At 31.5% G+C, this 14,847-nt stretch carries 12 protein-coding genes; 11 read left to right on the forward strand and 1 reads right to left on the reverse strand.

Annotation, left to right across the window (positions count from 1 at the left end):
• The first annotated feature begins 1 nt into the window (after position 1).
• From KGNDJEFE_RS02225 to hprK, 3 genes are read left to right on the forward strand one after another with little or no spacing between them, the layout of a single operon-like run.
• Positions 2 to 1,096: a DUF4145 domain-containing protein gene (locus tag KGNDJEFE_RS02225; RefSeq protein WP_006439579.1), complete on the forward strand. Its 1,095-nt coding sequence runs from the start codon at positions 2 to 4 to the stop codon at positions 1,094 to 1,096.
• Positions 1,097 to 1,107: 11 nt separating this feature from the next.
• Positions 1,108 to 2,931, forward strand: a complete 1,824-nt coding sequence (gene uvrC, locus KGNDJEFE_RS02230) for an excinuclease ABC subunit UvrC (RefSeq protein ID WP_006439580.1) — start codon at positions 1,108 to 1,110, stop codon at positions 2,929 to 2,931.
• A 31-nt stretch (positions 2,932 to 2,962) separates the two neighbouring features.
• Entirely contained in the window at positions 2,963 to 3,892 is a 930-nt protein-coding gene (gene hprK, locus KGNDJEFE_RS02235) for an HPr(Ser) kinase/phosphatase (protein WP_006439581.1), read from the forward strand.
• A gap of 365 nt (positions 3,893 to 4,257) precedes the next feature.
• Here the strand turns inward: hprK and cls are convergent, their stop codons facing one another.
• Positions 4,258 to 5,715, reverse strand: coding sequence for a cardiolipin synthase (gene cls, locus KGNDJEFE_RS02240; RefSeq protein WP_006439582.1), 1,458 nt, complete (start codon positions 5,713 to 5,715; stop codon positions 4,258 to 4,260).
• A gap of 494 nt (positions 5,716 to 6,209) precedes the next feature.
• On the opposite strand from cls, the gene murB reads away from it, so the two are divergent.
• The 8 genes from murB to KGNDJEFE_RS02280 all read left to right on the forward strand — a co-directional run bounded on the left by murB (position 6,210) and on the right by KGNDJEFE_RS02280 (position 14,650).
• Entirely contained in the window at positions 6,210 to 7,145 is a 936-nt protein-coding gene (gene murB, locus KGNDJEFE_RS02245; RefSeq protein ID WP_006439583.1) for a UDP-N-acetylmuramate dehydrogenase, read from the forward strand.
• A 15-nt stretch (positions 7,146 to 7,160) separates the two neighbouring features.
• Entirely contained in the window at positions 7,161 to 7,898 is a 738-nt protein-coding gene (locus KGNDJEFE_RS02250; protein ID WP_006439584.1) for a PHP domain-containing protein, read from the forward strand.
• 14 nt (positions 7,899 to 7,912) lie between these two features.
• Entirely contained in the window at positions 7,913 to 8,776 is an 864-nt protein-coding gene (gene rapZ / locus KGNDJEFE_RS02255) for an RNase adapter RapZ (RefSeq protein ID WP_006439585.1), read from the forward strand.
• Positions 8,777 to 8,791: 15 nt separating this feature from the next.
• Complete coding sequence (locus KGNDJEFE_RS02260; RefSeq protein WP_006439586.1) at positions 8,792 to 9,895, forward strand: gluconeogenesis morphogenetic factor MgfK; 1,104 nt, start codon at positions 8,792 to 8,794, stop codon at positions 9,893 to 9,895.
• Between the two features lie 20 nt (positions 9,896 to 9,915).
• The gene (locus KGNDJEFE_RS02265) at positions 9,916 to 10,338 is read left to right on the forward strand and encodes an NUDIX hydrolase (protein WP_006439587.1); all 423 of its coding nucleotides are present in this window, start codon (positions 9,916 to 9,918) and stop codon (positions 10,336 to 10,338) included.
• Positions 10,339 to 10,375: 37 nt separating this feature from the next.
• Positions 10,376 to 11,332 (forward strand): DNA-binding protein WhiA, encoded by a 957-nt coding sequence (gene whiA / locus KGNDJEFE_RS02270; protein ID WP_006439588.1) that lies wholly within the window; start codon positions 10,376 to 10,378, stop codon positions 11,330 to 11,332.
• A 734-nt stretch (positions 11,333 to 12,066) separates the two neighbouring features.
• The gene (locus KGNDJEFE_RS02275; RefSeq protein ID WP_148881774.1) at positions 12,067 to 13,479 is read left to right on the forward strand and encodes an RNA-guided endonuclease TnpB family protein; all 1,413 of its coding nucleotides are present in this window, start codon (positions 12,067 to 12,069) and stop codon (positions 13,477 to 13,479) included.
• 268 nt (positions 13,480 to 13,747) lie between these two features.
• Positions 13,748 to 14,650: an SMR family transporter gene (locus tag KGNDJEFE_RS02280; RefSeq protein ID WP_006439589.1), complete on the forward strand. Its 903-nt coding sequence runs from the start codon at positions 13,748 to 13,750 to the stop codon at positions 14,648 to 14,650.
• Positions 14,651 to 14,847 lie beyond the last annotated feature (197 nt).

The following is a 14,847-nucleotide window of genomic DNA, read 5'->3' on the forward strand; positions in this document are numbered from 1 at the left end:
TATGAATAAGCACACAAAAGTATATTTAAACAGAAATGAATTTGGGACAGTTTCGGGTATAAAATTTATCGAGCTACATTATGCAGACCTTACAGAATTTTACTACCCAATAGACCTATTAGTCCTTGCATCATATAAATACCATGAGGGATCTACACAGAAGGCATTTGAAAAAAGCTTCATGGAAAAATACGGAATGTCTATGAAAGAAATACAAGAAGAGGCAGCTTTAGATTTAAATAAGTCACTTGGAGTTTGGATGTCTAAGGAATTTGACGTTGAAAAGGTAGGATTTAAAAGAATTGCCTGTATAGAATTAGATGATAGAACAATAACTGCTGAATGTTTTGCAGAGAGAATAAGAAATCTATTTGCGGTGATAAATCTTGCAGATGGTATTGGTATAAATATAGAAAATATTGCAATGCCTGTTATGGGTTCTTGTTTAAAAAATCTACCAGACGATGAAATTCTCAGCATACTTGTAGAGCAGAGTAGATTTGCTATGGAAAAGACATATAACCTAGACGGGATATACATAGTCGATAACGATAGAGAAAGGGTTATGAAATTTGACCGGAAAATGAATGAAATCCTAAACAGAACTGATGTAGATCAGGAAAATGTGTTTAGTGATGAGCAATGCGACGAAATTCTTTGCGATATGTGGTCTAAGATGAAATACTACAGAGAGCAGGTTACTTCTGGAAAATTCAAGAAAAGAGATAGAAGTGATGTTCTAATTGAGTTTGAAGCAAGAATTGAGAGCAGAGAACTTAGACAGTTCGAGTTCTGCGTGTTGGCTAGAAAAATGTTAGAGTTTATCATATACGATATCGGTGGGGATAAGGCTGGAAACAGAAACCTATTCCAGAGAATTGAGTATATGAGAAAGACAGAACTTGCATCTCCAAGAATTACTGCGTATATGCATATAATTAGGGCATTTGGAAATGCTGAGGTTCACACAGATGAAGAAGTAGAATATTCAATAGAAGAAAACTACTTAGATAGACAGATACTTGTAGAGTGTTTATCTAGGGTGGTTGATTATTGGATTGCTTATAAATATAGAAGTAACAAGAAGACTAAATAGGAGGACAGAATTTGTTTGATATACAGGAACATTTAAAACAACTTCCAGAACAACCTGGAGTTTATATAATGAAAGATGCTTTTGATAATGTAATATACGTTGGAAAAGCTGTCGTACTTAAAAACAGAGTTAGACAGTATTTCCAATCGTCTAAAAATCATTCATCAAAAGTAAAATCAATGGTAAAAAATATCAGAAGTTTTGAATATATAATAACCGACTCTGAAACAGAGGCACTGATACTAGAGTGTAACTTGATAAAAAGATATAAACCAAAGTACAATGTACTACTTAGAGATGATAAGACATATCCTTATATAAAAGTTACTACAAATGAGGATTTTCCTAGAGTGATAAAAGTTAGAAAAGTAGCTAAGGATAAGGCGAAATACTTTGGACCGTATACAAATATAACTGCTGTAAACGACACACTTGAGGTAATCAGGGATACATATCCTATAAGAACATGTAAAATAGATATAGACAGAGCTATAAAGAATAAAATGAGACCATGTTTAAACTATCATATAAAGAAATGTATGGGGCCTTGTACTGGCAAAGTTTCAAAGGAAGAGTACAGACAGATGATAGATGAGGTTATTATGTGTCTTTCTGGAAAGGAAGAGAAGCTTGTAGAAATTCTTACTGAAAAAATGCAAAAATGTGCAGCTGACTTTAGATTTGAAGAAGCTGCAGTTTACAGAGATAAGATAAAAAGTTTAGAAGAAATGGTTCAAAAGCAGAAGATAGACACAAATACACTAGACTTAAATCAAGATATTATCGCTATGGCTAGGGCAAATAACGAGGCTTGTGTTCAGATTTTCTTTGTAAGAAATGGGAAAATTGTAGGAAGAGAGCACTTCATATTAGAAGGAGTTATGGATAGCAGCAGAGAATCAATACTTGGATCATTTGCTAAGCAGTTCTATATGGAGCAAGAGTATATTCCAAAAGAGATAATTATCGAGGATGAAATAGAAGATCAGGGAATATTAGAGGACATACTTACTGCTAAGAAAGGACAAAAAGTTGTCATAAGAGTTCCTCAGAAGGGCGAGAAAAAGAGCCTAGTTGAAATGGTTAGAAAAAATGCACTTGAGTACTTAGAAAAATTCTCGGATATGAATAAGAGAAAGTATGAAAAGAGTATAGGTGCGCTTGAGGAATTAAAGAATTTACTAGAATTGGAAGAACTACCTATAAGAATAGAGTCTTTTGATATTTCTAATATACAGGGTGTAGACTCAATTGGATCTATGGTAGTTTACACAAATGGTAAGAAAGATAAAAAAGAGTACAGAAGATATAAAATCAAGACTGTAATAGGGCCAAATGACTACGACTCTATGGCTGAAATCCTAGAAAGAAGGATAAAACATGGAAATCTGCCAGACTTAATTCTTCTGGATGGAGGTAAAGGTCAGGTTGGTGCTGTCAGAAAAGTATTTGACAGATACGGAATTGATATACCTCTTTGGGGAATGTACAAAGATGATAAGCACAGAACCAAAGGGCTGATAAATGAAACTAGAGAAATTGAATTATCAAAAACTAGCAACCTATACAGATTTGTAGCTGGAATTCAGGAAGAGGTTCATAATTATGCGATAACATACCACAGAAGTCTTAGGGATAAAAAACTTACAAAATCAGAGTTAGACAATATCCCAGGAGTTGGAGATAAGAGAAAAAAAGCTCTACTTGCAAAATTCAAGACTTTAGAAGGTATAAAAAATGCGACACTAGAAGAGCTTGAAGACACAGAAACTATGAACTCTACAGTCGCTGAAAAAGTATATGATTTCTTTAGAGAAAAAGAGCAAGGACTATAAAACGATATAGATATTAAAAAAGGAGAAAACTATGGAAAATAAGGTAAACATATTGGATGTAATAAACGCATTAGATTTAGAAGTTATAAATTTTCCAGATGATGGAAAAGATCATTTTGTAACTACACCAGAGCTTAACAGACCAGGGTTACAGTATGCTGGATTTTTTGAATACTTTACATCAGAAAGAATTCAGATAATAGGTAAGAGTGAGTACGCATATTTTGCAACAATAGACGATGAAACTAGAAAAGAAAGACTTGAAAAACTATTTTCTTACGATATTCCAGCGGTAATAATTTCAAGAGATATGGAGGTAAAACCAGATTTCTTAGAAATAGCAGAAAAACACGATATAATAGTATTAAAATCGAATAGAAATACTACAAGATTGATAAATAAATTATCAAACTACCTTGAAACTAGAATGGCTAAGTATGAAACTGTACATGGTGTTTTAGTAGATATATACGGTGTCGGTGTGCTTATCAAAGGCGAAAGTAGTGTTGGTAAATCAGAAACTGCACTTGAATTAGTTCAGAGAGGACACAGACTTGTTGCCGATGATGCTGTTGAGATAAGAAAAACAGACGAAAACACATTAATTGGACAGGCTCCAGAACTTTTAAGACATTTCATGGAAATAAGAGGTATAGGAATACTAGATGTAAAAACTCTTTACGGGGTTAGAGCTGTAAAAACTAGCCACGACATAGGTCTTGTAATATACCTTGAGTCATGGGATAAAAACAAGTACTATGACAGACTTGGTTTAGATAGAGAGTATGAAAATATAATGGGTGTACAGATAGAAAAAATGACTGTACCTGTAAAACCAGGAAGAAACACATCTATGATACTAGAAGTTGCTGCTATGAACTATAGACAGCGTGGAATGGGATATGATGCAGCTGAAGAATTTACTAAAAAATTAAATCAGCTACTTCAGAGCGATAGATAGATTATATTGAGAAAGAGGGAGATACTGTCTATTTACGCTCCAGGCAATCAAGTTGCATTGTCGCTGTAAATAGACAGTATAACTCCCTCTTTATACAATAAAACTATTAACCGCAGATGAAGGATCTGATAAATAATTTTTTCAGTAAATTCTTCAGCTTGCTACTAATAAGTAGGTTAATAGGGATAAAGGTGATAAAAATATTACTTTATTTTATTATTTTATAATCTTTGATGAGTCAATGCGGTGAGCTATGATTACTATTCACCAGTTTTAAAAACTTAGGAAATAAAAAAACATCTATTTGTAGCGACAATGCAGCTTGACTGCCTGGAGCCTAAAATAGATGTTTTTTATTTACCGTTTTATAAAACTGGTGAAAGTAATCTAGATATAGATTCTTTGATTTTTATGTATGTAGATCTGCTTTCGTATATTTCTTTTGTTATTTCTCTAGAGTTTTCGATATCTCTTTCAAATATCATTCTCTGTTCTCTTGCTTTTTCTTCTGAGTAGATAAATGCATTTACTTCGAAGTTAAGCTCGAAGCTTCTTATATCCATGTTTGCAGTTCCTATAGAAGCAACTGAGTCATCGTAAACTATTGTTTTAGCATGTAAGAATGCATCTTCTCCGTAAGTGTATATTTTTGCACCATAGTCTAAAAGTTCTCCTGCATAAGAGTATGATGCCCAGTATACGAATGGATGGTCGGGTTTTGAAGGTATCATTATTCTTACGTCTACACCAGATAGACAAGCTACTTTTAGTGTTTCCATTAAAGTTTTGTCTAGTATTAAGTATGGACTCTGGATATATACATAATCTCTAGCCTTCTGTATCATCTTCATATATCCGTATTTTATTTCGTCTAATTCTGTTATATCGGGACCACTTGAAACAATCTGAATTCCGACATTTCCGTTTGATTTTTCTCTTTTTTTAGTGAAGTATTTCGCTAAATCAAGGTTTTCTTTAGTAGTGTATCTCCAGTCAAGAAGAAATCTCATACTTAAGTCGATTACGCAGCTACCTGTAAGTTTGATATGAGTATCTCTCCATTCTCCAAATTTTGGATCTCTTCCCAGGTATTCATCACCTACGTTAAATCCTCCAACAAATCCAACCTTACCATCTATAACAACTATCTTTCTGTGGTTTCTAAAGTTTATGTTGAAGTTGATTATATTTAAGAATGAAGGGAAGAAGTTAGCAACCTGAACACCAGCTTCTTTCATTTCTTTTACAGCTTTTTTGCTTAGGTTTCTACCACCAACAGCATCGTATAGAAGTCTAACTTCTACACCAGCCTGAGCTTTTTCTTTAAGTATTTCTATGATTTCTTTCCCTATTCTATCGTCTTTAAATATATAGAACTGGATGTTTATATATTCTTCAGCTTTTTTTAGCTCTTCAAGAAGCGAGTTGAAGAACATATTAGATTCTGGATAAATATCTACGTCGTTGTCCGCAGTAAAGTGGGCATTGTTTGAATTTGCTAGTGTGTAGATAATATCCTTATTTTCATCTAAGTATGGGTCTAAATTAGACTCGATTTCTACATAAGATTCTAATATTTTATTCTTTATAACCTTATCTTCTTTTTCCTTAACTCTGAACATATTATTCTTTGCAATACTTCTACCAAACATCGCATATAATATGAACCCAACTGGAGGAACAAGAACTAGGATAACTATCCAAGTAAGAGTATTGTCTATATTTCTTTTTCCTCTAAAAATAAGATCAATAACAAGAATAAAGTTTATGAGATATATTGTTGTAAGTATAATCTCAAACAATGATAATGGTAAATTTTCCAAAAAAAAATCTCCTCTCTTAAAAAAATTATTTAGTTTTCGTAAATTAAAAATTGAAATGAAATATATATTTAATTCCGGATATTTCTCCGTTAAAAATAAATATGTAGTAATTTAATAAATGACTACTACATATCTATTATGACTATTAAAACATATAATAATGAAACTTTTCAATAGGAAAACATAAAAATAATGAAAACTTCATAGAAAACACAAATTTGAAAAGGAAAGAGTTTCTGTAAATTGATGCTTTCAAAAGTTCAAATTATTTGGCGTAGATATTGTTATTTTCAGAGATTTAATTTATTATATTAATATATAATTGGGTGTATAATGCACTAATTTTAGCTTATATAGAAAATTTTAGAGAATTTAATTTTTAAAAAGTCGATTTAATAATAAATTCATCGATATATTATAACAAAACAATATAAAATAGAAGATTAGATGATATTTGATATAGAGAATTTTTATAATTCAAGGAGGCGTTTAGATTGGATAAAAATAAAGTATATAATGATATTTTAAATATAGTTGGAAAAGAAAATATAATGATGGATGAGCCTATGAAGAAGCATGCTTCTTTTAGAGTAGGTGGGCCAGCAGATGTTTTAGTAAGACCTAGAAATGAAGAACATCTTAAAGATATTCTTTTATATATAAAGAAGGAAAATATTCCATACCTTGTAATTGGAAATGGGTCAAACCTTTTAGTTAAAGACGGTGGAATAAGAGGAATAGTAGTTGAGATATCTGATAACTACAGCGATTTTAAAATAGATGAAAATAGAATAGAGATACAGGCAGGTGCGCTATTATCTAGAATAGGAAATGCCGCACTTAAAGCAGAACTTAAAGGATTTGAGTTTGCATCTGGTATACCAGGTAGTTTTGGTGGAGCACTTGCTATGAATGCTGGTGCATACGGTGGAGAAATCAAAGATATAGTAAAAACTGTGAAAGTTATGGATATAGATGGAAATATATTTGAACTATCTAATGAAGAAATGAACTTTGGATATAGAAAAAGTGCAATAGTAGAAAAGAATTACATAGCACTTTCTGCAGTAGTAGAATTAGAAAAAGGTAGCTACGACGATATCAAGGCTACTATGGATGATTTAAAAGAAAGAAGAACATCAAAACAGCCACTTAATTTTGCAAGTGCTGGTAGTACATTTAAAAGACCAGAAGGATACTTTGCAGGAAAATTAATACAGGATAGTGGGCTTAAAGGACTTTCTATAGGAGATGCACAGGTATCTGAAAAACACTCTGGATTTGTAATCAACAGAGGAAATGCAACAGCTAAGGAATTACTAGACTTAATGTTTGCAGTTAAAGCGACTGTAAATGCAAAGTTTGGAGTTATGCTTGAAGAAGAAGTAAAAATAGTTGGAGAAGATCCAGCCGCAGAAGACGAAAAATAGAGCGGAGATGATAATATGAAAATTATAGCAGACTACCATACTCATACCATATACAGCAATGGTAAAAATGGGAAAAGAAAACATGCTATAGGAACTATAGAGGAAAATGTGCAGGAGGCAATTAAAAAAGGTCTTAAAACTATAGGGATATCAGACCATAGTTATAGACATTTATTATATGGATTAAATAGAGATAGTATATTTGAAATGAGAGAAGAAATAGATAGATTAAATGAAAAATATAAAGAAATCGAAATTCTTCTCGGTATAGAATGTAATATTCTAGACAATAAAGGGACAATAGATATGGATGACAAGATAAGAGAGCAGTTAGACTATGTGCTAGCAGGATATCACTTTGCATCAGAGCCTACTTCACTTAGATGCCTTTTAAACCATGGAGATAACTTCCTTTTAAAGACAAAACGGTCTACAAGATACAACACAGATGCGATAGTTAATGCAATGAAAAACAACGATATATTTATGATTACTCACCCTGGTGACAAGGGAGATGTATACATAGAAGAAATTGCTGAAGAAGCGAAAAAGAGAAACATTATTCTAGAAATAAATAGCTCTCATGCACACTTAAATGCTGAGCAGCTAAAACAGATAGCAAAATATGAAAACAGACTTATGATTGGCTCAGATGCACACAAGCCATTTATGGTTGGAAACTTTTCACTAGGACTAGAAACAGTGAAAAATTCTGGAATAGATATTAAACGAGTAGAAAATATAATGGAATAAAGGGGGCAGTTTGTATGAAATTTGTTATAGTAACAGGTTTATCAGGATCTGGAAAAAGTGAAACAATGAAAGCATTGGAGGATATGGGGTTCTACTGTGTAGATAATATGCCACCAGCATTAATAACAAAATTTGCAGAAATATGCTTCCAGGGAAACTCTAATATAGAGAAAGTTGCTCTAGGAGTAGATATAAGAGGTAGAAGATTCTTTGAAGCACTTCACGAAAGTCTTGACTACCTTGAAAAAGCAAACTATAAATTTGAAGTGTTATACCTTGATTGCGAAGATGATGTACTTCTAAAAAGATATAAAATGACTAGAAGAAATCACCCATTATCAAAAAATATGCAGATTCCAGAAGGAATAAAAATAGAAAGACAGATAATGGAGCCCTTTAAGAAATATGCAACTTGTATATTAGATACTTCAAATATGAAACCAAAGGATTTAAAAGAAGAAATTTCTAAGATATACAAAGATGGACAGGAGGAAGATACTCCTAACATGACTATATCTGTAGTTTCTTTTGGATTTAAGTATGGAATACCTAAGGATGCAGACCTTGTATTCGACGTAAGATTTTTACCAAACCCTTACTACGATGAAAGTCTAAGACCAAAAACTGGAGACTTTAAAGAGGTTAGAGAGTATGTTATGAACTCTCAGGTAAGTGAGGAATTTGTAGAAAAGTTATTTGATTTTGTTGGATTCTTAATTCCACAGTATTTAGAAGAGGGTAAACAGCATCTTGTTATAGGTGTAGGATGCACTGGAGGAAGACATAGATCTGTAACTATAGCAAATATGCTATACGATGAACTTTATAAAAAAGGATATAGAGTGATTAAGAAACATAGAGACTCTATGCTCGGTTAATTATGGGGGCATCTTATGGATTACTTAAATAATATAGTCGGTGTAATAGGGTGGATTGCTCTCGGTGCAGCAATTGTACTTTATATAAAAGCTAGAAAAGCAAAAATCGAAAATCAAATAAGGGAAAGAGAATTAGAAGAAAGAAATCCAAAGGTAGTAGTTATAGGTGGAGGAACAGGGCAGTCTGTCTTTTTAAGAGGTCTTAAGTACTACACTAACAATATAACTGCGGTAGTTACTGTAGCCGATGATGGAGGTGGATCTGGGGTTTTAAGAGAAGACCTTGGTATGCTTCCACCAGGAGATATAAGAAACTGCCTTTTAGCTCTTGCAAATATAGAGCCTACTATGAACGAGGTAATGCAGTATAGATTTGAAGAGGGCGGATTAAAAGGACAAAGCTTTGGAAACTTATTCTTGGCTGCGATGACTGGACTTTATGGAAATTTTGAAACAGCTGTATCTAAACTGGGAGAGATCTTTGCGATAACTGGTAAAGTTTATCCGGTTACATTAGAGGATGTAAACCTAGTAGCAGAGCTTGAAAATGGAAAGGTTATAGAAGGAGAATCTGCTATTCCTATGGTTTGTAAAAGTGATAAGACAAATATAAAAAGACTAAGACTTGACCATCCACATATAAAACCTCTTAAAGAGGTAATATACGCTATAAATAATGCGGATATAATAGTTATGGGTCCTGGAAGTCTTTACACTAGTGTAATACCAAACCTTTTAGTAGACGGGGTAGTTGATGCTATAAAAAATTCAGATGCACCTAAAGTATATGTGGGAAATGTTATGACGCAGCCTGGCGAAACAGAAAATTACAATTTATTCGACCATGCAAATGCTATAATAGAACATGCAGGAGAGAATATTTTAGATTATGTAATTGCGAACAAGGAAATACTGCAAGAGGACGTTTTTATGCGTTATAATAAAGATGGGGCTGAACAAGTCCTTTTAGATAACCATCAGAAAAAAAGCTTTGAAAAGCTAGGAATAAAAGTAATTGAAGCAGATCTTATTGAAATAAAAAATAATTACATAAGACACGATGCAAAAGGTGTTTCTAAGGTAATTATGCAGATAGTTTCTGAAGAGAGAAATATGTAACAGTTTAAGGAGTGAATAGAATGAGAGAAGAGGTAAGTGCCGGCGGTGTTGTACTGTTTGGAAATGCTGTTCTTCTACTTAGAAAATTTAATGGAGATTGGGTACTCCCAAAAGGGAAAGTTGAAAAAGGGGAGAGCCATGAACAAGCGGCATTAAGAGAAGTAGGAGAAGAAACGGGAGTAAAGGCGGATATAGATAAATATCTTGGAGAAATACACTATACTTTCAAAGAAAATTGGGACGAAAACAAAACAGTTCATAAGACTGTATTTTGGTATTTAATGACTGCTAGAAGTATGGATACAATTCCTCAGAAGGAAGAGGGATTTGTAGATGCTAAGTTTGTGCATATAGACAGAGTTGTTGAAATGGCTAGATACGACGATGAAAAAGAAATCATAAAAGTAGCTCTAGTGGAAATTAAGAAAAAATTAAATAAATAGTAAATGAAAAAATAAAGGCAGTAGGTGGTAGATAGAAATGTCATTTTCAGCGGAAACTAAAAACGAACTAACGAGAATAGATTCTGATAATCAGGCTGTAAATTTAGCTGAGCTTGCGGGCATAGTTAGACTTTCTGGAAGTATACAGATAGCTGGATTTAAAAAGATGAATCTAAAGATAATAACAGAGCTCAACTCGATAGCAAGAAAAGTGTTTAAGCTTTTAAAACATGATTTTAATATCAACACTACTATCGCTGTAAATAAAAACCAGATGCTTAAAAGAAACAACAGCTATGTTTTAACTGTTAAAAGCGATATGGGAGCAGAAAAACTTTTAAAAGAGCTAGGTGTTTTAGAAAAAGGAGAAGGTTTTTTCCCTAAAAATGATATTGCAGAAGAGTTAATCGCAACGGAAGAACAAAAGAGAGCATTTATAAGAGGTGCTTTTCTAGGTGGTGGCTCGATTAGCGATCCTGAAAAAAATTATCATCTTGAATTTGTAACTAATAATATGGAGTTTGCGCAGTCTCTTAGAGATTTGATAAACAGCTTCGATTTTAATAGCAAAATTGTAGCTAGAAAGAATAATTATGTTGTTTATATAAAAGAAAGTGAGCAGATATCGGATTTACTTAGCCTTATAGGTGCTCACAGTGCTCTTTTAAAACTTCAGAACGTAAAAATAGTAAAAGAGATGAGAAATAACGTAAACAGAATAGTGAATTGTGAAACAGCCAATCTAACAAAGGCTGTCAATGCAGCGGTGAAACAGGTTGAAAATATTAGAATAATAGAAGAAACAATAGGTATAAAAAAATTGCCTGAAAATCTACAGCAGATAGCACTTCTAAGAGTGGAAAATGAGGAGCTTACGTTAAAAGAGCTTGGAGAGATGCTAAATCCTCCTGTTGGAAAATCTGGAGTAAACTACAGATTAAAGAGAATACAGGAAATAGCAGATAATCTAAGAGAAAAATACAATATAGAATAAAAATAGGAGACTTTTCTATAAATTGGGAAGTCTCTTTTTTAAATAAAATTTGTAACAAAATAGAAAAAATAAATTATAATAGAAATATAATACAAAATAGGAGCAACTATATAGTTGTTAAAAATATAGTCAAAAATATACATATTTAGACAAATATATTTTTACAAAAAGCTCCCTACATTCATAACGAGTGTAGAGAGGCGAGAAATCGCCCAAAACTCCTTTAATTGCTGGAAGTTCCTAAAGCTAGTTAAACTACAACGTAGAATTGAAAATATTCAAGCGTGAATGTTGCGAAAGTAGAAAAAATTAACTAGATGGCATAAGGTTAAATCCTAAGTGCTTTAATAATGGATAATCAGCAGCCAAGATCCGAACAGGATAAGGTTCAACGACTAGGCAAATGCCGTACATCACAAGCTATTGGTGGTGGAAATGGGGAGCATCTAAAAAAATAGATGGTGATATAGTCTGTGCTTAATAGAAATATTAAGAAGTTCGTGAATAAAATTAAAAATCGTATTTTAATTTATCTATTCTGAGAACTGATTGGAAAGTAGCGATTCCAATTGAACACTCTAAAAATATATACGGATGTATTTTAGATATAACGACCGTATTTTTTATTTATTTAAAAACTTAAAAAATATTTTATATTATTTGTATAATATAACTTCGATTTGTATATAATATAATTAGAAAGATAGATTTGTTATAGAATCGAGGTGAGGTAAATGGGAAAGACAATAACTAAAACTGTAAAACAATACTCCTATGAACTTGATGATTATGAGGTCGAAGAGTTATTAAAAATAGGAAGAGAATACAAAAATGTTAAAAACTATGTATATTCAAGATATAATGGAATAAAAAGTCTTTTAATCATTGAAAAACCTCGAAAAATCAGAGATGAATGGGTAAGTACAAAGTTTTATGAACAGTGGGATTTACCAGCTAGATATTGGAAATTAGCATTACAGGATGCAATTGGAAATATAAAATCTGGTTGGTCTAATACAAAAAATGAAATTAGGACTGCTGCTTATAATAACGAACATTTATCTACTGATGACAGATATTATATAAATTATATACTATCAGCAAATAAGCTTTATTATAACGTATTAAACAATATAAACTTTGATATTCCTAAAAAATTTGAAGGAAAAAACTTAAATATTAAATATTTGAATAACTTGATAAAAAGATACACTAGGAGATATAAAGGAAAAGTACCATATACGAATAAAATAAATTCTTTTTCAATAGACACAGGTTTGTATAGATATTCAAAAAATAACACAAATGAAAATTATATTTATATATCTTCAATGGAAACAAGAAAAAGAGTACCGATTAAATTAAGGGATTCAAATGAATACAACAAAATACTTAAAATCAAAATTATAGATAATGTATTGAGAATAAATATTCCATTAGAAGTGGAATCAAAGGAAAATACCAACGAAAATATTATAGGAATAGATAAAGGATATAGATACTTGCTTGCAACATCAAATGGAAATCTGTATGGAGAAAAATTGAATTATTATTTAAGTAAAGAAACCGAAAGATTGAATAATAAAAATGTTAATCGAAATAGATTTTTCGCACTTAGAAGAAAATACCTCGAAGAAGGTAACACTAAGAAAGCAGAGAACATACTTAAAAATAATTTGGGAAAGAAAAAATACAGAAAAAACAAAAATAAACACGATGAAAAAGTTAAATCTTATATCAATAAAAATATCAATGAATTTATAAAGTCAGAAAAGCCTAAGGAAGTTGTAATGGAAAATTTGGATTTTGTAAATTGGGATGACAGATATCCAAAATCTGTAAAAAGAAAGTTATCGAGATGGATAAAGGGCTACATAAGAGATAGACTTGAATACAAATTCAAATTAAGTAGTATTGAATTTACATACATAAATCCAGCGTATACAAGTCAAATTTGTAGTAAATGTGGAAGATTTGGTATAAGAAATGGAGATTCATTTGTTTGTGATAATTGTGGAGAAATTCATGTAGATATAAATGCAAGTAAAAATATTTTAGAGAGAAAATATGATAAAAAAATAAAGATGTTTACAAGTTATAAGAAAGTTAAGGAAATACTAGAAAGTAGAATTGCTGATACAAAGTAAAAAGATAGATTAAAAGTATATTTTATTTAATCACAAATATATTTTGTATTTATTCAACAGTTGATAAATAGAGGGTATGTTTTATCGGTGACGGGGGTTAGATAAAATGCTTTAAATAAATAAAAAATACGGTTGTGGGATAATCGAGATAGAAATTTTATCGAGATAACTGGCTCAACCAAGACTTAAAACTATCAAAAGATAGAATAAGAGCGAAATATCTAAAATGAGTACATTTGTATATATTTTTAGAACCAGGTAAACTTTTATGTTTTATCTATTACTAGCAATAGTATGCAGTGGTTCTATAGCTCTAATATTCAAATACAGTGAATCAAAAGAATGTAACAGAGCCCTAGTTACCACTTTCAACTACTTAACAGCTACTGTAATATCAGCAATAGCACTTGCAAAGTCTGGTCTAAATGTACCAGCATCATTTGACGGAATAATGGCCAAAACAATGGCAAACTTTTCTGGGACTCTTACACCAGAAGGAAGCTTCGGGGCTTCAATACTACTTGGAATTATAACAGGATTTTTATTCTTTATAGGTTTCGTAATTTATCAGAAAAGTATAAACGAGTGCGGACCTTCAATCTCAGGTATGTTTGGGAAAATGGGTATCCTAGTACCTATGATATTTTCAATATTCTTATGGAATGAAATGCCTTCTCCAATAAAATGGGTGGGAATAATATTATCTTTTGCATCTATACTGATAATAAATGTAAATCCTACAAACTTAAAAGAATCAGATTTCAAACCGATTCTAATAATTTTATTCATATTTTATGGATGCGCAGATTTTATGAATAAAGTATTCCAGAAATACGCATTAGTAGAGTATAAAAACTTCTTCCTACTAATAGTATTCATATCTGCTACAATATTCAGTTTAGGTATGCTATTTAAGAATAGAAAAGAAGGATTCAACCTTACTAGCTGCTTAGTTGGTATCGGGGTTGGTATTCCAAATATGTTCTCTTCATTCTTCCTTATAGATGCTCTAAAAACACTTGAAGCTGCTGTTGTTTATCCAATATTCAGCGCTGGTGGTATAGTGTTTATAATGTTCATGAGTTATCTAATATTCAAGGAAAGACTTAGCAAAAAAGAAAAACTTGCTGCCGCTCTTACAATCGTGAGTATGGCAATCGTAAATATATAATAAGAAAAATATTTTTATGTCAATAAAATATAGCCATAGCATTTTTATCTATACAATTATGCTATGGCTATGTTCTTTTTTGTGCAAAAAAACTAACACTTTTTTTAATTTATTCGTTTTTTACTGCCTTATATTATTAAGCTACTTTTTTCTTTATACAACTTTATTATATTTATTTTTCAATCAATTTATTTATT

Origin of the sequence: Peptacetobacter hiranonis (assembly GCF_008151785.1) — a bacterium.
In the GTDB taxonomy this organism is placed as follows: domain Bacteria; phylum Bacillota; class Clostridia; order Peptostreptococcales; family Peptostreptococcaceae; genus Peptacetobacter; species Peptacetobacter hiranonis.